The organism is Halobacteriovorax marinus SJ (genome assembly GCF_000210915.2).
Taxonomy (GTDB): Bacteria; Bdellovibrionota; Bacteriovoracia; order Bacteriovoracales; family Bacteriovoracaceae; genus Halobacteriovorax; species Halobacteriovorax marinus.
In genome coordinates this window covers 1,068,808-1,087,002 of sequence record NC_016620.1, presented here as the reverse complement: position 1 = coordinate 1,087,002, position 18,195 = coordinate 1,068,808, and the positions used below count along the sequence as shown (strand labels likewise).

The window sequence follows — 18,195 nt, the reverse complement described above, 5'->3', positions numbered from 1 at the left end:
GGAGCTATTTTTATATATACTTAATCATCTCTATGGCAGTACACCTACATTTTGCCGGTCCACACTTAGTGCAGTGATAATCAATCTCTGACCAAAACTCTCGGTATTCCTTAACTGCCTCAAAACCCATTGAAAGTAAGTACCTCTGAGAACTATTATTAGGTGACTCAAGCCACGAGTGACATATTACCGCTTTAGCCCCAAGCTCCTTAAGCTTTTCAATTGATCTCTTTGAAAGCTCTTTACCTATTCCCATCTTTTGAAAAGACTCGCTTATGAATAAGCTTTTAAAGTAGCCGACTTCATTGGGACGGACTCTCCACAGATCAGTCGAGAGGCCTCTCATAGTAGAGACCCACTCCCCCGGAGCAAGAGTAAGTCGAACTCCTGCAATTTCACCACTCTTAGAAACAGCTTTTAGAGATGTATTTATTTCGTTTACACTTGAGTAATCAAGAATTTCTTCTAATTCTTTGCTGCAAAAGTAATTCTTCCCAATCCATCTATCGGTAAAATTTAAGAGATCAGCAATATCTTCTTTAACTATATCTTTGTAGCTAATTTCTTCCATTACAAAGTCTTTAAGAAATTTATAAGATCTTTCTTCTGCGCCGGAGAATAGAGTTCATTGCCCTTCTCATCGAGGAACATTTTCGTATGCCCAGTATTTCTTAAACCAGCTTTAGCAGTATTAAAGAAAGCATCTCTATCTTTTTTCCACTCACTTGGAATATTCTTTCCTACCGGATAACCAACACACTCGCTATCAAAATCAGTTTCAGGATCATTAGCAGGACCTTGGTAGAAAGTCTTTGGTCTTTGTTCGACTTTACTTAAAAGAGCACAAAGAGATGGTACAGAATTATTGTGAAAGTATGGGTATCTCGCCCAGATCCCAACTAGCGGTGGTGGAACATAACCTTTTTGCGGCTCGACAGTTGTCTTCATCCACTTAGAAATTTTTAATTCATTCAGTCTCTGCGCAAAGTACTTCATGCCCTCGTATCTCTGTGGGTCTGTCCCAACGTCTTTAACAGGAGTTTTTTCATGATAGACCACTTTAGTTGTGGCCAAAATATCGACTTCACTAAGCTCTTCTGAATATTCTTGATTCCATGCCTTCTCGTAACTACCGTGACATTTAGCACAGCTCTTTTCAAAGATCTTCTCTCCCCTCTTGGCCGAAGCGAGGTTAATAGTTGAAGCGTCAAAGAAGTCTGTCCAACGAGGAGCCTTAGTTGAGAAGGCCGCCGCTGTTAGCTCGCGTACAGTTTGTGTATTATTTTGCATCCACTTCTCTAACTCTCTTAGGTCAGTTCCTCTGCCGAGTTCATTCCATAAAAAATTTGTAAAGATTGGATTCCCTTCAACGATTGACCCATCGGAGAGCCATCTCGTTTTATACTTTAAATTCCACCATACTGCTGGCTTTGAGTCGGCGACATAGTGATCTAAGACATTAGGTCTTGGAAAGAGTTCAAGTCGTTTACTCTTGGAAGCGTACTCATCATTCTTTCTTCTCGCCAAGCTAAGAGCAACTTGTGGAAGAGAAGTGTCTAGACCTAAAACTTGAGGAACGACTGCTCCAACTGAGTTTAAATTATACTTTGTTCTTCTAAACTGTTGCCTTTCCTCTTCATTGGCCCTCGTCCCCACTTGAAAGACTTTACTTGGAATGAAAGGAACTGTTTGCTTGGCCATATGAAAGAACTTATTTGCTCTTACTCTCTTATTGGTTAGACCCATAACTGTCTTCCCAAAGAGACTTGATGTGTGACAAGTGGCACAGCTAAACGTCAGCCCCTTACCACGCTTTGTATTCATTATTGTTGCGCCCATTGGAAAGTCGGGCTTCTCCCCTCTCGGGTAAGGGATTTGATAAATCCCTGTTTCAACTTCATTGTCGTTATATGGATTGAGTCCAACCCAGTCATACATTTCTTGAATTGTGCTAAAGCCAACTCTTCTCTTCGCAATCTTTGTCACTAATCTTCTAAGAGGATTTTTTTCATCGGCTTCTAAAAAGTCATGAAGAGGATCGATTGGAATCAAAAGCCCCGTTACAGTTACGGGATACTCTAAGGCGTGAAGATAGCCGTTGTGCTTGAGCTTTGAGAACTCTTCAATATTTGCGCTATAGATATTTTCTCTAGTCTCACCTAGGGGAAGTTTAAAATTTCTAGACCAATCAGCATTGTCCCACGAGCGAGTTGAACCAAGGGCAAATGGTATTGATAAAGTTGTCACTATTGCAACTAAGATAGCATTCTTCACAAAATCTCTCCTTAACTGCACGAATTACATCAAATTTTTCACCATTTGACCAAGGGAATGAAAAAAATAAATAGCCTCCCAAAACACATAACCCACTAAAATCATGTAATTCTTAAGAAATCTTTATATAGACCAAAAGTCCTATAAGGGTTAATATTAGATCTACAACCTTAAAACAGAGTTAGAACTTATGAAAGCTGCTATCATGATTTCTCTACTGGCCACTTCTATCTTTGCAAATGCAAAGGATTATAGAGTTGCCGCCCTTTATTGGTCTATGGATATAGAGGGTCAAGTTGCCATGAGAAAGGGCGTCGAGCAAAGGGCCCAACAAATCACTAAAACTACTGAAGATAAAATTCTCATAGAGCCCTATGTTGCAGGTAATGGACGTGAGGGTGCAAAGAGACAAATTGAGCAATTCTATTCAGTTTTAAAAGATAGAACTCCGGTCGATCTCATTATTATTCAGCCAACAGATAACTCTGCTCTTATCGGTCCTCTTCAATTGGCCAATAAATTAAAGATACCTGTTATTGCTTATGATCAATATATTCTTGGTGGTGAGCTTACCAGCTTTATCACTTCGAATAACTACCAAGCGGGTAAACTCAATGCTCAATATATCGAAAAGCTCTACCCAAATGACTACGAAATAAAATTGATTCTCGTAGAGTATCCTAGGGTCACAAGTACAATAGATAGAGTTGAAGGGTTTATCGATACCTTTAAGAAAGTTCACCAAAATTTTAAAATATTAAAATCCTATTCTGCTGTTGAACCAGTTGGTGGAAAGAAAGTTGGAGAAGAGATTCTTAAAGACTTTCCAGATAAGAACTCAGTTGATGTCATCTTTACTATTAACGATGGTGGAGGACTTCCAATTGTAGAAGTTCTCGCCAAGGCCAAAAGAAATGAGATCAAAGTTGCAACTATTGATGGTGATCCTCGCTCAATACAGAATATTAGGGATAAGAAACTCACAGTCATAAATAGTGCTCAATTTTGTTCACAAATGGGTAGAGAGAGTATGCAAGCGGGCTATGACTTTCTTAAGAATAAAAAAGTCTCTAAGAGGATGCTCATTCCAACATTTCCAGTTACGGCTAAAACCCTTAGCTCATTTTCAGGAATGGAGGGAGAACTTCCAAAGGCCATAAAGCTTCCTTGGTCCAAGAAGAGATGGCAAAACCAAATAAAGAGATTTGAATAATGATGAAGCTCTTTATTCTTTTCTTTCTTATTTCATCTTCATGTTTTGCTCAAAGAGAGTATAAAATCGCACTCTCTTCAGGTTGTCCTTACTATTGTACAGAGGGAGGAAAGCAGGGATATATTGTTGATTTACTACAAGAGTTTTTTAAGCAAAAGAAAATTGAAGTAAAGTTTGTAACGACTCCCTATGCGAGATTAGAAGACTCTGTTCTTAGAGGAGACAATGACATTGCTCTCTTTACTTCCTTTGATTTAAGAAACTCAAAAGAATTTGAAATCTATGACGTTACTCTTGGAGTTAGCTCAGCAGGAATTATCTCTAAGACAGGTACCGACCCAGTTATCCTAGATATTATTGACCTTAAAGGAAAGTCCATCTTCCTAATGCCTGGGAGTAAGGTCAATGAACTGCTATTAGATAGAATCAATAAGATTAATCAGGGAAAATCCATGGTTCAATTCATTACTGGTTCAAGAATACACGATCGACTTATTGAGCTCATCGCTCTTGGACGCGCTGACTATGCCATTGATGACTACAACGTTTTAAAATACTTCTACTCTACGAGTGACTTTAGAGATAAAACTCTTCTTACTCCAAGCTCCATCTCTGGCTATAGCCCGATCAAGTTTGCGAGTAAAAAGAATCTTCCAATAAAGAACTTAATTGAGAGCGACCTAAAGCGTTTTATTAATAATTATAGAAAGTCTGGAAAGCTTCAAAAGCTTTTAAATAATTATAATATTATTGATTGGAATATTGTTCTAACTAGATAATAAGTAAGCGCTCGTCTGTCATATCATCGATAGCATACTTAATTCCCTCTCTGCCAAGGCCTGAGTCCTTCACTCCTCCGTATGGCATATTATCTATACGAAAACCAGGGATAGAGTTAACAATGAGTGCGCCAACTTCAATCTCTTTAAAGCATTGCTTAATAAAGTCTAGCTTATTTGAATACACTCCAACCTGTAGGCCAAAGCGAGAATCATTAACAAGATCAATTGCCTCACGCTCAGTATTAAACTCTTTCAATATTGCTACCGGGCCAAAAACTTCTTCGAAGCAAACCTTATCTTCACTCTTATAATTTTCTATCAATGTTGGCTGTAGAATATTGTGATCAACATCAGCACTTCTTCCATCAAGAAGAAGTTTTGCTCCCCCTTGCTTTGCCTCTTCAATCCACTGACCTATTCTTTCAACATGAACCTTATCAATAATAGGCCCAACCATAACACCGCTCTTAGAAGGGTCTCCACATTCTAATTTTGAAGTCTCACTTATAAGCTTCTCTTTAAATTCTTTATAAACTTTCTCTGCTACGAAAATTCTTTGGGTTGAGATACAAATCTGTCCCGCATAGAGAAATGAGCCAATAGCAATTTCTTTGGCCGCTCTATCAATATCAGATGTTTCATCTACTATTACTGCAGCATTACCACCCAATTCCAAAATAACTTTCTTCTTTCCGGCAATACTCTTAAGCATCCATCCTATCTTAGGGCTTCCGGTAAAGCTTAAGAGCTTTATTCTCTCGTCCCTTACAAGTAATTCACTTTCTTTATTTTCACAAATAACAATATTTACCAAACCGTCAGGAAAGCCTGCCTCTTGAACAAGTTTCCCCAGTAATAGATTACACTGCGGAGTATACGGAGATGGCTTAATAATAATAGAACAACCACTGGCCAGCGCTGGAGCTAATTTATGGAGTGTTAAATTCAAAGGAAAGTTAAACGGAGAAATCCCAAGGACTGGTCCAATTGCAAAGCGAGAAGTCATGGCCATTTTTCCACTTCCGTTAGAAAAATCCATTGGAACAACTTCTCCTCCAATTCTTCGAGTCTCTTCTAAAGCAAATCTAATTGTCTCTACACAGCGATCAAACTCTCCAGCAGCGTAATCTCTCGGCTTACCTGCTTCACTTATAAGAAGAGTTATAAGTTCTTCTCTCTTTGCTATAAATAAATCTAGAAATTTTGATAGAAGATCATATCTCTTTCCCGAAGTGAATTTCGAGTAAGTATGAAATGCACTCTCACTTGAAGTAATGGCCTCCTCTATTTCATGAGCAGATGCCAGTCCAACTCGTGCAATAGTCTCGAGGGTGTATTTATTTTTTATGTCTAATTTTTTATCGGATGAATTGGTAAATTTACCATTTATAAATGAACTCGTCTCTAGCATGTATTCTCCTATCTAAATTCATTATAGATGGAGAAATACTTATCTACTAGAAACTCTTGGAGACAAAATTTCTTCGGTTCTGATTTAGGTGCTTTAAAAAACCTAGATTCTCCAAAAGAAACTTCTGCTCACCGAGCATGAAGAGTTGAATGTCGTGTAAAGGACATACTTTTATAACTGCGGTTTGCCCCTTAAAGACTCTATAGAGTTTTGATGCAGAAACTCTGAATCGCTCACCATTTCTAAATTCTGCGTCCATTCCCTCTGCTTTACAAACATCACACATTCAAAAGCCTCCCTTATTTAAAGATTCTCTCTTCTCTATCTTATCGCCACAGCGCACCAAACCCTAAAGATTTTTTAACCTTTTTCTTTAACATTCTCTATTTACAATAAGTTAGAGGTCAGAATCTCGCTCATGAATTAACTCTATATTTAACTAACCACAGAATTCAATAAGTTAGACTGCCAACTTAAATAGCTGATATTGCCCTTAAGTTAACAAAGAAATAGCGCGCCAACCCCTAGCTATTCCTTAACACTTGATAAAAAAGCGTTTACCCTTAATGCATAAAAATCAGACTGGAGACACCGACCATGAAACCTCTAAAAATAGAGAATAAATTAGCAGCAACACCTAAGAACGAACCTAAGTATACGAGCACAGTTAAGTCACTCGATGGAAGCGAATTAGTCGTCGCTTGTCCAAAGGTAACTCGTGGACTTGTTGCTCTTATGAATCAACATGCAGTAATCGGAGGAGCAGCCTGTCACTGGGGTGGCCCAGCAGCATTTGCAGAGATGAGCTCTTCACTACATGCAATCATGTTCAAAGATAAATCGAAGAATTGGTTCGACACATATAATTTTGTAAACGACGCAGGTCACGCTGAGAACGGTATCTATGCCATTAGAGCAAATTACGGTTTTGATAATTTAACATTTGATGATCTTAGAAAGTTTAGATCAATTGAAAGTAAGCTAACTGGTCACGGAGAATCACATCTAAACCCAGAAGGTGTTTATCTATCAAATGGTCCACTTGGTTCAGGAGTTCCTCAAGCACAAGGACTAGCTCTTGCTGATAAAATTATTGGTAACGATAGAACGACAATCTGTCTTCTAAGTGATGGTGGAAGTATGGAAGGTGAAACAAAAGAAGCCTTCAGTGCTATTCCAGGACTTGCCTCTAAAGGAAAGATGAATCCATTTGTTCTTATCATTTCTGATAATAATACAAAGCTCTCTGGTAGAATTGAAGCCGACTCATTCTCTATGAACCCTAGCTTTGAGGCCATGAGTGCTCTAGGTTGGAATGTTATCCACGAAGAGAATGGTAATGACCTTCAAGCTGTTCACAACACAATGGAGAAGGCAATCCAAGAGGCCCAAAAAGAATCCAACAAGCCTGTTTGCGTAATAGTAAAAACAGTAAAAGGGTTTGGAGTTAAATCTACCGAAGAAAGTGCATCGGGTGGTCACGGTTATCCACTAAAGGCCTATGATGAAAAACTCATTCCATTTTTAGATGAAATTTTTGAAGATAATACTCCAAGTGAGCTAACTGAATGGGCAGAAGAGATTCTTGCCAGCAAACCAGCTCCTAAAGAAGCAAGCAAAGAAAGCACTGTGAAAAAAGAGAAAGTTCAACCAGGTTTTGCTCGCGCTGCGATTGAAGCGGCCGAAAAAGGTCTCCCAGTATTTTCTGTTTCATCAGACCTCCAAGGATCGACTGGTATCAAAGACTTTCAAACTGCATTTCCAAATAACTTTGTAGACGTAGGTATTGCAGAATCAAATATGATCAACACGGCGATTGGGCTCTCAAAGCAGGGACTTATTCCAGTAGTAGATACCTTTGCACAATTTGCTATTACAAAAGGGAATCTTCCACTTATCATGTCTTCGCTCTCACAGGCCCCAATGATTGGTCTCTTTAGTCATGCAGGTTTTCAAGATGCGGCAGATGGTGCTTCTCACCAAGCAACAACTTACCTAGCAGCAACAGCGGCAATTCCACACGTAACAACAGTGGTATGCTCTTGCTCTAGTGAAGCAAAAAGCTATATGACACAAGCAATAGAGAATATTAAATCGGCCAGAGAAGCTGGTAAAGAAGCTGACTCAGTTCTCTTCTTCTATGGTAGAGAAAATCACCCAGAGCACTACAGAGAAGACTTAAACTATGAATGGGGTAAGGCCCAAGTTCTTAGAGAAGGTAGTGACGTTACTATCGTTACAAATGGTCCTCTCGTTCAAAAAGCTCTTAACGCTGCTGATGAATTAGAAAAGCAAGGTAAAAGCGCTACAGTTATCAATAACCCATTTGCTAATAAAGTTGATCTTGAAACTTTCAAAAGTGCTCTTGCTAAAACAAATGGAAAATTAGTAACACTTGAAGATCATCAATTAATTGGTGGTATGGGTTCAATGCTAGTCCATGCTCTAGCAACTAATGGTGTTGAACTAAAAGTAAAGTCACTTGCAAATAATGGTAAGTTTGGTCAGTCGGCCTATCTTGCAGATGAGCTATACTCTCTACACGGGATGAGTGAGAATCACATTATTGAAGCGTGTCTATCACTATAAATACTTTGGGCCCTTAGATGGGCCCAACTTATTTTCTAAACTCGCCTCTTAGTTTTATCAATGGCAATAAAATAATAAAGAAGCTTACTATAAAAATTGCTCCAAAAATATTTAAACTAATTTCATAACCTTTATTATCAATTAACCAACCAAGAATTGGCCCAAAGATAATAAAGACAACTCTCATCCCAAGACCTATTATTGAATTTGCTGTGGCCCTCATTTGAGACTCCACTCTAGCATTGAGAGCATCCTTAAGTATGACCTGATTGAGACCTCTACAGAGTTGGAAACTAAAACAGAAGATGATTCCAACTAGACCAGCACTCTTTCCCATACCAAAGAAACCAATAATAGGAAGTGAGCCAATCAATAATAGTATATTCACACTACCTATCTTCTTTTCTAGGTCATGTGCATACCTTGCAACTAAACCAACAGAGAAGTTTGTTAAGCACCATAGATAGCCAAAGTATTTATAATCCACTCCAAGGGAGTGCCAATAATCTTGGAAGGTCCAAACCGCCAATAAGGTAGCAGCACTATAGATAATATTATTGAAGAGAATAAACTTAATTAGAGGTCCGCTCTTAAAGAGCTTCTTTGAAATCTCTCTCCAATTATCCCCATGAGCACTAGAGCTTAATTTCTCTCTAGGAGGCTCTGTAACTGTTAAAGAAATAAGAAAAGGAATCCAACAAATAAAGGCCTGAACTTTTACAGGAGTATCCAAGCTACTTACAACGAGGGCCCCTCCTACCAGAGCAGCAATGGCCTCAGAGGTTTGCGTATAAAATATTTTCTTTCCAATTAACTTAGCTTCACTTCCGTTGAAGATTCTATTCTTCATCGCATGTAATGAGTCATAGATTATTGAAATATCCGTACCAGAGAATAGAGATACACCAATACCTAAAAGTAATTGAACAAAGATTAGTCCCCAGTAGTGATCAAAGAATGGGAGTAGTGAAAAGCCTACACCTTGAAATAAACTTGCACTAATAAGTGTGTTCTTTCTTCCAATTAAATCTGCCACGTAACCAGAGGGAAGCTCAAAGATGAGAACAATTAAAGAAAAGAAAGATTGCAATTCGAAAACCTCCTGCATAGAGAGACCTTTCGAACGATAGAATGGAACAATGATGGGAAGAATAATTAAAAACATCCAGGCACTATTGAGCGCGAATATTTTTGAAATATTTTTCTTTAAAGAGTTATCCATCAAGATATTATGAACTCATAAAGTCATTGTGCCAACACTTCTCATGTGTCAAGAATCCATTAAGGAAGTAAATTCGTCGGTGACTAATTGGGGCTATTTAGTGCCTAAATGACACGATTATGACATGAAATGTTTGAAAATATTGGCCTACGTTTTGCTTTAATAGTGTTAGGGACTTTTAACCAAGGATGGTTAATGAAGGGCGACTGGAAGTTGAAATTAGTAGAGACACTTCCCTACTTAATTTTAGCAATAACATTAATGGCAAGTGTGATTTATGACAAAGCGAAAACAAAGAACTTTGACCGCCATAACAGCGGTCAAATTAAACAGGTTACTTTAAAATCTGACGTGAACTTTGAACAAGACCGTTGGAGCAAGAAGTAACTCTTGTACGGTTTTGAACCATCCCCTCTCTATTGCCAGCGGCTGCTGAGAAAATAGAGAATGATTCTATGAATGTTGGCATATACTTACCGTTTACATTCTGAGCAAACTTACCAACTTCTACGATATAACCATTTGATGCTCTTAGGAATCGATACTGATACTTAATAGCGCCACTTGTTTCAACATTGGTAACATTGATATCATTTAAGACGTTATTACAAATTGAAGTAAGATTAGGGTGAACATCAGTCAAGATATCCTCAACAAAACTTGTTCCTCTAGGACCTTCAAAAGTTAGCTCTCCCACACGTGGAACTCTTAGGTTAGCACTATAATCTCTAGCAGCAGAGTAATCAGGGGAAACACAAGATTTATCAGAGAGTGAAAAGATAAAACTCAACTCACGGTCACCACGAGTTTCAAAGAATTCTCTCTTGTTTTGGAGCGATTGACACGCTTGTTTGGCCACTGAGAATTCACCATCACTTAGAACCCTCTCTTTAGAAATTTCTTTACCGAAGATAAATCTTTCATCTGAGTTTGCATTCTCTTTTTTCTCTTCCTTATTACAAGAGATAAAAAGTAGTGAACAGGCCATAAGGCCAATAATTAATTTCATAAACCATCCTTGGTTAATTTATTAGTGTAGTTTTAATTCTTCTTTTTTACCGTCGAGGGAGCTGATATAGAGTTTCTTTTCTTCGATATCTTCTTGAGGATAGGACTGAAGCCAATTTGCGAAGTAATCCTTAACCTCTTCAATCCCCATTCCATCTTCACCAAAATCACCAAAGAGGGTGATTGAATCATCTTTTTTGACGATTTGCATTCTTGGAATCATGGTCATACCTACTTAGAAGTCGCCCCAGTCACACTGAAGGCAAGTTATATTCATTTCTCTCCACATCTTTACTACACTTAGTCTATCCTCTACAACAAATAATGTCTTAAATTGAGGTGCTATTTTTTCTAAAAAAATCTCTCTTTTAATAATATGATCTTCTCTCTCATCATTGGCTTTACGCATAAAAAGTTGGTGATATTCAATTTGATGAGAGTTCAACCATTCGATAGTACTCTTTTCATGATTATCGTCTCTTCCTGTTAGAAGAATAATTTGTATTCCTCTTGAATGCATGGCCTCTATTAGTTGAGCACACCAAGCATTGAGCTGGTCCTTTCCCATTTCACTATTAAATGAGTCCCAGTCTTTAGGATTAGATTGCACATAGTGAACACGGTGGTCACAATTGGCCAAGGTTCCGTCTAAATCGACAATAATGCATTGATCTTTAGCAGAGTTCACAGAGATTCAAACCTATTTCCGTATTTGGCTTTCTTTCAATTCTTATATTGTGTACTTGTAAGTAGACTTCGCAAGTTACTGCAACAGTTGCACTAAAGAGGTGTCCTCCACTTGTTGTATAATCCTCATTTCCTAGAACCGTATGTAGATGATAGAAGGGCTTACCTTCATTGAAAGTGAAATTTCCATTTAAGGCCAAGAGCTCTTTTTCACTTTCAATAGTGGTTCGATCGTAATTTTTTTCATCACAGTGAAAAAAACCGATTTCAATATCTTTTAAGGCCCCAATACCCGAAACTTGTGCTCCTAAGAAACCAAGTTCACTTTGAACTTTATAGAGTGAAGAAAAGAGATCTTCTCCCTTATCAATTACGACGAAAACTAGATTTCCCTCTTTAACATATTTCATTGCTTTAATTCCTTTCTAAATATTTGTTCTAACTCTTTGAAGTCAAATTCTGTTGAGCAAACGGGTGGTAAGATTTTTAATTTCACTTTTCTTCTCTTAACCTTAAACCCTTTCATTACTCCCTTCCCTTCAAATGAAAAGAAAGATCCCCAGAGTCCATCGATGACCATTGGAACAACAACTGTTGGTTGCATAGAAACAATTTTCTTAATTCCCGGTTGAAACTTTCTAAGTCTTCCGTCACGAGTGATCCAGCCCTCTGGAAATATTCCAATAACTTCTTCTTTTGAAAGCGCCTCACTAATATTCTCAAAGGCCTTTCCTAGAATCTCCGGATTATCTTTCTTAGTCGCAATTGGAATAAGATGAGCTTGCTTAAGCCAAAAAGTAAAACCTGTCTTATAGTAATAGATATGATCGATTACAAATCTTACTGGTCTTGGACTTGCGGCCATGACCATAATCCAGTCAACAAAACTCACATGATTTGAAGCAATGACAACAGCGCCCTTGTCGGGAATATTCTCACGCCCCTCAATTTCAACATTGTAGAAAATCTTTGAGAGACCCCAAAAAATAAAGCGCAAAGTTACGGCAGAGTTTTGAAAATAAATATAGAAGAAGTAACCAATATTAATAGTGGCCAAGATTGCAATCATCCACGGAAGTGAAACCCCAGCACCAGACAAGACCATTATTGCAACAGCAGCACTAACCATGAAAATAGCGTTCCAAATATTATTTCCTGCAATGATTCGCGATAGTATATTTCTAGGTGCGTAATCCTGTAGAAAAGTAAATTGTGGAATGATAAACATTCCTCCGAAAATAGAAACGATAAAGAGATCAATTAAGCTTCTAAGTGAATTTTCACTAGCGAAGAATTCGCTCAACCCCATAAGCTCAGAGCTTGTGCTTGAAAAGTTCATTGAAGTATAGGCGAGATCCAAGAGGAAAATACTCATTCCAAGAGCAGCAATTGGAACCATTCCCATTTCAGGTCTTCTCTGCGATAACTTCTCTGCTACAAAAGAACCTATCCCCATCCCTATTGTAAAAGATGCTAAGAAGAGAGTCCCAACAGACTCGGAACTATTGAAGACATCTTTACATAGATTTGGAAGAATAGAGAGAATCGCTGCTCCCAAAAACCAGAACCAAGAAATCCCCATACAAGTATGGAAGATCTTCTTATCTCTCATAGTTATTTTAATTATATCTAAAGTCGGTTTAAAGAAAGTGAAGTCCGGCTTAACAGAGGGATCAACAGGCTCAACTTTCTTGATAAAGAGTGAGCTTATAAAGCCTAGAATAGAAACTATAACGATCCCGACAGCAATAACAATACTACTGCTATTAGATGATACGGCAACACCGCCTACGATTGTCCCCAATAAAATTGCCAGAAACGTACCACCACCAACGACAGCATTCCCTGCAACGAGTTCGTCTCTATTCAATAATTGAGGAATAATTCCGTACTTCAAAGGACCAAAGAAGCTTGACTGTGTTCCCATTAGAAAAAGTGTGACCATGAGAATATAGAAATTATCTGTTAGAAACCCGAGTCCCGCGACAAGCATAATGATAAACTCTGTCACTTTAGTATACTTTACGAGTGTCGACTTAGAGAGCTTGTCAGATAATTGTCCAGCAGTTGCTGAAAAAAGAAAGAACGGAAGAATAAAAATTCCACCGGCCATAGCAACAAGAGCATGTGAGTTTAAACCCATCAAAGAGACACTTTTATAGGCGATAATGATTACCAGAGCATTTTTAAAAAAGTTGTCATTTAATGCCCCTAAGAACATTGTCCAAAATAATGGGAAAAACCTCTTATCACTGGTAATCAATTTATATGACACATTTAACTCCTGATAGAATAATATTAAGGAGTTTCCTACACTATGTTAATATTTTTTTTAAAAGTATTGCCTCTAATAGATCACTCCATTAAAGTGAAAATATGAAATTATATCACTATGTTCACTGCCCTTTTTGTATACGCGTTAGAATGGTCCTTGGTTTACTCAATAAACCATTTGATTCTATCGTTCTTCCATATAATGACGAAAGTACTCCCGTAAATTTAACTGGAGTAAAGATGCTTCCTATAATGGACTTTGGAGATGAAGGGAACTTTAATGAGAGCTTAGATATTATTGCTAAACTTGACTCTGACAATATTCTTCAAAATGAGAAGTTAGACAGCGATCAAAGAGTACTAGTTGAAGAGCTGCTTAGTGCCATTGGTTCAAATGTTCACTCTCTTTGCATGCCTTATTGGATCTGGACACCAGAGTTTAACGATGAGTCTAGAAACTACTTTCAAAAGAAGAAAGAGGTTAAAAGAGGTCCCTTCAATCAACTTGTTCACAAGAGAGAGAAATTCTTAAGCGAGCTTTCCCAAATACTCTCAACACTTGAAGAGAGTATTGAAGAATATTATATGAGTGATTCTCTAAGTATTTTTGATATTATGATCGCCTCACACTTGTGGGGAATGTATATCTATCCGGAGTTTCAATTTTCAGATAAAATTCATCAATACCTTCAAAGAGTAAAAAGGGATTGTCGATTCGATTATCACGTAGATTTCTGGAAAGATTAAAAGCTTAATATATACATTCCGCCGAGGAAGAATATAAAAGATACTACTAAGTACCTACTAGGCCATTTTTTCTCGACTAAACACTCTAATAGACTTGAAAAGATTGTTCCCGTAATAGCAATTCCTGAAAGTGTAGCGAGATGTGCTGTTTGAATGGCCTTTAAATAGAGAGCAAGACTTAAAAAAGTCCCCATTAAACTTCCAAATATAAGAATACTTCTCGCTTTAATATTCTGCTCTTTCCATTTAGAAAAGAAATTAAATGGCTTCCAAAAAGATAAAAGAATAAAAGCAAAGATTGCTCCCAAGCAGCGATGAAAATTTCCCTCCATGGCCGTAAGCTCAGGGTTAAAGTCAAAACTATAGCGAGTGATAATAACCCCAATGCCGTCCAATAAGACACCAATAAAAGCAATCGAAATGGCCCTAAAGTCCCAAGTTCCAGACTTTTTAAAAGATTCAAGAGAGAAAGTTGCAAGACAGAGAATGCAAAAGAAAATGGCCAAGAACTTCTTTGGATCGAGGGCCTGATCAAAGACAAAGTACGAAAGAGTCCCAATTAATAAAGGTTGAAACCCAAAAATCATTAATGTTCGCCCAGGACCCATAAGCGAAAACGATTTTAAAAGAAAAATATCCCCGATTCCTAATCCCATAAAGCCAGAAAAAAAGAAGAGGGCAAAGTACTTAGGCTCAATAGAGTGCCAAGAGCCAAAGAGTGAAACAAATATACCGAAGGCCAAGGCCCCAATAATGGCCTTAAAGCAGTTCATCCAACTAGATGAAATTTGCCTCGAGTAAATAGTAAAGATCTGAGAACCAATAGCAAAAGTTAAATTTGCTCCCAAACCATAGAGATAGACTTCTTTCACTTGTTATTTATAGCACGAGTTTATTTTATCCCTAAGTAAAATATGATAGATATGAGTATGAGAAAATTTAATCCACAGAACATCCCTACTCCTAAGTTCGGGGAATTTAATTTACCGAATATGCCACTAGATATTGAAATTGGCTGCGGAGTTGGACTACACCCTATTCAGTACTCTATGGCCAATCCAGATAGGTACTTAGTTGCTATAGAACACACCACTGAGAAATTTGAAAAATTTAAGAGAAGATTCGAGAAACACGGATGTCCTAAGAACTTACTGCCCGTCCATGAAAATGGTATATCTTGGGTGGCCCACCTACTTGAAAAAGAAAGTGTGGATAGATTCTTCTTCCTCTTTCCCAATCCAAATCCTAAACCCTCACAGCAAAATAAGAGATTCCATGCCATGCCTTTTATGGAAAAAGTCATTGAGTGCCTAAAGCTAGATGGAACAGTTCATATGGCAACAAATGAGTCTTTTTATGCAGAAGAATGCTTAGATTTTATGACGAATGTCTGGAAACTTAAGTGTGTTGAGCATAGAATGATAACAAAAGATGATAATTTCATAGGTCGTACTCACTTTGAGAGAAAATACTTAGAGAGAGGCCAAGAGATTCATGATTTCATATTTAAAAAGGAGAAGAGCATATGAGTAAGAAGTTTGCAGTAATTCTATCTGGATGTGGATATTTAGATGGAGCCGAAATTAGAGAAGCCGTTCTCACGTTACTAGCGCTAGATAGTGCAAATGCAAATTATGACATCTTTGCTCCCAACGAAAATCAATTTCACACGATTAACCATATGGAAATGAGTGAAGAAAAAGAGCAGAGGAATATCCTTCTGGAGTCTGCCCGTATTGCCAGAGGTAAAGTTATAGACCTTAATCAATTAAATACTAACGACTACGCTGGTCTTCTGATTCCTGGCGGATTTGGGGTTGCTAAGAACCTATGTACTTTCGCCTTTGATGGAGCAAGCGCTAAGGCCACAGCAAAAGTAACAGAAGTCATTACCAACTTTAATGACCAACAAAAACCAATTGGAGCGATCTGTATTGCTCCTGCACTCATATCTCTTGTTCTTGGACATAAAGGAATTGAAGTGACAATAGGTACTGATGAATCGACAGCAAGTGAAATAGAAAAAACTGGAGCAAAACATATTAACTGCGAAAGAAATGAATTTCATCTTGATCAAAGTAATAAAATTGCGACGACTCCAGCTTATATGTTTGATGAAACAAAGTTAAACCTTGTTATGGAAGGGATTAGTGGCGTTGTAGAGAATGTTATTAAGTGGTCTTAAGACCTATCTTTTTAAAGATAGACTTTAGAACCCAAAGTGGGCCTATTAAAAGAAATAATAGGTCCTTAAAAAATGAGGGCTTCTGTCCCTCTATTTTATGCCCAATAAATTGTCCAATCCAAGCAATGACAAATATAAGAAAATAACTATAGATCACCACTCCACCAAAGCTCTCCTTTAGAAAATGAATAATTAAAAGCATTGGCATAAGCATTAGTAGAGATCCCATAAGATAGAGAATACTTCCAAGAGAAATATAAAAGATAAGAGAAAGAGAGCAAAAAATAGTTGCCCAATTTAAGTAAGGAATATTCCAAAATATTTCAGGTGTTGGTAGAAGCCATAGAATTCCTAAGATAGAAAACTCAATGGCAGGAACACAGACCTTATGAATAATCTGATTTGTTTTATTTTTGTGATTCTGTGCATACTCATCTAGCCAATCATTTAAACTCTTCACCCTTACCTCTTATTAAAGAATATTTTTTTACATTATACCTTACTAAATGAGTACTATGGTAAAAATGTCCTATGTCTAAAATTTAATCACTTTTCTTTACGCTCTATAATCATTTCCCGAGCTCTATTTTTTTTTATGAAATAGCTTAAGATCATCCCAATTCATTTTCAAACAAACCAAAAAGCAATTCAACAATAGGAGAATAATTGTGAAGAATTTTTTTAAAATTGCTACTGCCCTAGTTCTAATGAGTAATACTATGTCTGCACCAATCAGCGACTCTTACAAAGATGTTTTAAGTGAAACAATCGAGAGTGCTCTAAATGATACAGACCTAATTAGAAGCATACTTTCTAAAAACAATAATATTGTAGCCTCTTCATCTTGGATGGAGCGTCCATTCTTTGGATTTAGTGATTCTGATAAAGAAAAGTTAAAGGACCAGGCTCTTTCATCATATAAATACTTTATAGAAAATACTAAATCATTCGATGCTCTCTCCTCTTCTGTGTCATATGAAGAAGATAAGCTATGTACTGAACTTGCTATTGTAAACACTGAAGAAACAGAAGAAATTGAGAAATACTGGGTTAAGAAAAGTTATGCTAGTAGCTTTTCTCTAGAAGGTGTTTATTCTTTCTTCTTCAATACAGAGGAAGAAAGTAGATCGGAATATAGATATTATCATGTAAAGCGCGATGTAAAATGTGTTAAAGAAAAAAGAATCTTAAGAGCTGTTGTAAGAGCGACTCCAGACTTTTTTAAACTAAACCCACAATTACTAGCAGGTGCAATTTTCACTAACTATGATAAAGAAAAAAGTGAAGTTCTAAGTATATTAGAAGATACAAACGAAAGACTTCTTAAGTATCTAAGCTCTACAGAAGGTAATGATAATTTTACAGTAGACTCTAAACGCTATGCCTCTGCGATAGAAAGAGATAGAGTAAGAATTCTAGACTTTACTAAAGGTCTTCCATTTAACGACGATCTTAGAAAACACTTTCTCAAAAATAGCCTAGCTTGTAGTGATGCAAACAGAGTTGAAACTGAGACTACAGAATGGTTACAAAGTGTTAGAGAAGTTATAAAGAGTCACTTGAGACTTTATAAAGCAGATTACGAAATACAAGATGAGTTTTCTTTCCTATTAAATACTGTTGAAGAGATTAAGGCAAATAAGAACCTAGCTTACAAGAGGCTTGATTATACTGGGTCTAACTTTGAAAGTCACCCTACTCCATGTGCATCTATTGTAGTAGATATGAGAAGTGAGTTACGTAGATTGAGTAGAGAGTTCAATAGAGTTTTAGACAAAAACTAATACCTAATATATCACCAAA

At 37.2% G+C, this 18,195-nt stretch carries 19 protein-coding genes; 7 read left to right on the top strand and 12 right to left on the bottom strand.

The window, feature by feature from the left end; translation table 11 throughout:
* Nucleotides 1-10 precede the first annotated feature (10 nt).
* Complete coding sequence (locus BMS_RS05385) at nucleotides 11-571, bottom strand: GNAT family N-acetyltransferase (RefSeq protein ID WP_014243784.1); 561 nt, start codon at nucleotides 569-571, stop codon at nucleotides 11-13.
* Nucleotides 571-2,274 (bottom strand): c-type cytochrome, encoded by a 1,704-nt coding sequence (locus BMS_RS17900; RefSeq protein WP_052590585.1) that lies wholly within the window; start codon nucleotides 2,272-2,274, stop codon nucleotides 571-573. The genes BMS_RS05385 and BMS_RS17900 overlap by 1 nt, the downstream gene beginning before the upstream one ends.
* 190 nt (nucleotides 2,275-2,464) lie before the next feature.
* On the opposite strand from BMS_RS17900, the gene BMS_RS05375 reads away from it, so the two are divergent.
* A complete protein-coding gene (locus tag BMS_RS05375) occupies nucleotides 2,465-3,487 on the top strand; it encodes a sugar ABC transporter substrate-binding protein (protein ID WP_014243782.1) in 1,023 nt (340 codons plus the stop codon).
* Nucleotides 3,487-4,266 carry a substrate-binding periplasmic protein gene (locus tag BMS_RS05370; RefSeq protein ID WP_014243781.1) on the top strand — a complete coding sequence of 260 codons (780 nt, stop codon included), beginning with the start codon at nucleotides 3,487-3,489 and terminating at the stop codon, nucleotides 4,264-4,266. Before BMS_RS05375 ends, BMS_RS05370 begins: the two co-directional genes overlap by 1 nt.
* Here BMS_RS05370 and BMS_RS05365 read toward each other — a convergent pair.
* Both BMS_RS05365 and BMS_RS05360 read right to left on the bottom strand, forming a co-directional pair.
* Nucleotides 4,259-5,680: an aldehyde dehydrogenase family protein gene (locus tag BMS_RS05365; RefSeq protein ID WP_014243780.1), complete on the bottom strand. Its 1,422-nt coding sequence runs from the start codon at nucleotides 5,678-5,680 to the stop codon at nucleotides 4,259-4,261. The two genes, BMS_RS05370 and BMS_RS05365, sit on opposite strands and share 8 nt — an antisense overlap.
* 46 nt (nucleotides 5,681-5,726) lie before the next feature.
* Nucleotides 5,727-5,966, bottom strand: coding sequence for a hypothetical protein (locus BMS_RS05360; protein ID WP_014243779.1), 240 nt, complete (start codon nucleotides 5,964-5,966; stop codon nucleotides 5,727-5,729).
* Between the two features lie 311 nt (nucleotides 5,967-6,277).
* Between BMS_RS05360 and BMS_RS05355 the strand changes: the two genes are divergently transcribed.
* Complete coding sequence (locus BMS_RS05355; protein ID WP_014243778.1) at nucleotides 6,278-8,269, top strand: transketolase C-terminal domain-containing protein; 1,992 nt, start codon at nucleotides 6,278-6,280, stop codon at nucleotides 8,267-8,269.
* Between the two features lie 28 nt (nucleotides 8,270-8,297).
* On the opposite strand, the gene BMS_RS05350 is transcribed toward BMS_RS05355, so the two are convergent.
* The 6 genes from BMS_RS05350 to BMS_RS05325 form a co-directional block, all read right to left on the bottom strand.
* Nucleotides 8,298-9,491, bottom strand: coding sequence for an MFS transporter (locus BMS_RS05350; protein WP_044557321.1), 1,194 nt, complete (start codon nucleotides 9,489-9,491; stop codon nucleotides 8,298-8,300).
* A gap of 334 nt (nucleotides 9,492-9,825) precedes the next feature.
* On the bottom strand, nucleotides 9,826-10,500 hold the full coding sequence (locus BMS_RS05345; protein ID WP_014243776.1) for a hypothetical protein: 675 nt from the start codon (nucleotides 10,498-10,500) through the stop codon (nucleotides 9,826-9,828).
* 21 nt (nucleotides 10,501-10,521) lie between these two features.
* A complete protein-coding gene (locus tag BMS_RS05340) occupies nucleotides 10,522-10,722 on the bottom strand; it encodes a hypothetical protein (RefSeq protein WP_044557320.1) in 201 nt (66 codons plus the stop codon).
* Between the two features lie 12 nt (nucleotides 10,723-10,734).
* On the bottom strand, nucleotides 10,735-11,187 hold the full coding sequence (locus BMS_RS16760) for a phosphatase domain-containing protein (protein ID WP_014243774.1): 453 nt from the start codon (nucleotides 11,185-11,187) through the stop codon (nucleotides 10,735-10,737).
* Nucleotides 11,174-11,596: a PPC domain-containing DNA-binding protein gene (locus BMS_RS05330; RefSeq protein ID WP_014243773.1), complete on the bottom strand. Its 423-nt coding sequence runs from the start codon at nucleotides 11,594-11,596 to the stop codon at nucleotides 11,174-11,176. Before BMS_RS05330 ends, BMS_RS16760 begins: the two co-directional genes overlap by 14 nt.
* Nucleotides 11,593-13,461, bottom strand: a complete 1,869-nt coding sequence (locus tag BMS_RS05325; protein WP_014243772.1) for an MFS transporter — start codon at nucleotides 13,459-13,461, stop codon at nucleotides 11,593-11,595. Before BMS_RS05325 ends, BMS_RS05330 begins: the two co-directional genes overlap by 4 nt.
* A 101-nt stretch (nucleotides 13,462-13,562) precedes the next feature.
* On the opposite strand from BMS_RS05325, the gene grxB reads away from it, so the two are divergent.
* On the top strand, nucleotides 13,563-14,207 hold the full coding sequence (grxB, locus tag BMS_RS05320) for a glutaredoxin 2 (RefSeq protein WP_014243771.1): 645 nt from the start codon (nucleotides 13,563-13,565) through the stop codon (nucleotides 14,205-14,207).
* On the opposite strand, the gene BMS_RS05315 is transcribed toward grxB, so the two are convergent.
* Entirely contained in the window at nucleotides 14,204-15,079 is an 876-nt protein-coding gene (locus BMS_RS05315) for a DMT family transporter (RefSeq protein ID WP_014243770.1), read from the bottom strand. The genes grxB and BMS_RS05315 overlap by 4 nt on opposite strands.
* Before the next feature lie 51 nt (nucleotides 15,080-15,130).
* Here BMS_RS05315 and trmB point away from each other — a divergent pair, with 51 nt between their 5' ends.
* The gene (gene trmB, locus BMS_RS05310; protein WP_044557910.1) at nucleotides 15,131-15,736 is read left to right on the top strand and encodes a tRNA (guanine(46)-N(7))-methyltransferase TrmB; all 606 of its coding nucleotides are present in this window, start codon (nucleotides 15,131-15,133) and stop codon (nucleotides 15,734-15,736) included.
* Entirely contained in the window at nucleotides 15,733-16,392 is a 660-nt protein-coding gene (elbB, locus tag BMS_RS05305) for an isoprenoid biosynthesis glyoxalase ElbB (RefSeq protein ID WP_014243768.1), read from the top strand. Before trmB ends, elbB begins: the two co-directional genes overlap by 4 nt.
* Here elbB and BMS_RS05300 read toward each other — a convergent pair.
* On the bottom strand, nucleotides 16,379-16,852 hold the full coding sequence (locus BMS_RS05300) for an Mpo1 family 2-hydroxy fatty acid dioxygenase (protein WP_014243767.1): 474 nt from the start codon (nucleotides 16,850-16,852) through the stop codon (nucleotides 16,379-16,381). The genes elbB and BMS_RS05300 overlap by 14 nt on opposite strands.
* A 208-nt stretch (nucleotides 16,853-17,060) precedes the next feature.
* Between BMS_RS05300 and BMS_RS05295 the strand changes: the two genes are divergently transcribed.
* Complete coding sequence (locus BMS_RS05295; RefSeq protein WP_014243766.1) at nucleotides 17,061-18,176, top strand: hypothetical protein; 1,116 nt, start codon at nucleotides 17,061-17,063, stop codon at nucleotides 18,174-18,176.
* The last annotated feature ends 19 nt before the right edge of the window (nucleotides 18,177-18,195 follow it).

Excerpts from the sequence above, each read along its gene's own strand:
- BMS_RS05375 (WP_014243782.1), top strand. The coding sequence starts at position 2,465 with ATGAAAGCTGCTATCATGATTTCTCTACTGGCCACTTCTATCTTTGCA.
- BMS_RS05350 (WP_044557321.1), bottom strand. The coding sequence starts at position 9,491 with ATGGATAACTCTTTAAAGAAAAATATTTCAAAAATATTCGCGCTCAAT.
- BMS_RS05365 (WP_014243780.1), bottom strand. The coding sequence starts at position 5,680 with ATGCTAGAGACGAGTTCATTTATAAATGGTAAATTTACCAATTCATCC.
- elbB (WP_014243768.1), top strand. The coding sequence starts at position 15,733 with ATGAGTAAGAAGTTTGCAGTAATTCTATCTGGATGTGGATATTTAGAT.
- BMS_RS05355 (WP_014243778.1), top strand. The coding sequence starts at position 6,278 with ATGAAACCTCTAAAAATAGAGAATAAATTAGCAGCAACACCTAAGAAC.
- BMS_RS05345 (WP_014243776.1), bottom strand. The coding sequence starts at position 10,500 with ATGAAATTAATTATTGGCCTTATGGCCTGTTCACTACTTTTTATCTCT.
- BMS_RS05385 (WP_014243784.1), bottom strand. The coding sequence starts at position 571 with ATGGAAGAAATTAGCTACAAAGATATAGTTAAAGAAGATATTGCTGAT.
- BMS_RS05370 (WP_014243781.1), top strand. The coding sequence starts at position 3,487 with ATGATGAAGCTCTTTATTCTTTTCTTTCTTATTTCATCTTCATGTTTT.
- BMS_RS05330 (WP_014243773.1), bottom strand. The coding sequence starts at position 11,596 with ATGAAATATGTTAAAGAGGGAAATCTAGTTTTCGTCGTAATTGATAAG.
- BMS_RS05360 (WP_014243779.1), bottom strand. The coding sequence starts at position 5,966 with ATGTGTGATGTTTGTAAAGCAGAGGGAATGGACGCAGAATTTAGAAAT.
- grxB (WP_014243771.1), top strand. The coding sequence starts at position 13,563 with ATGAAATTATATCACTATGTTCACTGCCCTTTTTGTATACGCGTTAGA.
- trmB (WP_044557910.1), top strand. The coding sequence starts at position 15,131 with ATGAGTATGAGAAAATTTAATCCACAGAACATCCCTACTCCTAAGTTC.
- BMS_RS05340 (WP_044557320.1), bottom strand. The coding sequence starts at position 10,722 with ATGATTCCAAGAATGCAAATCGTCAAAAAAGATGATTCAATCACCCTC.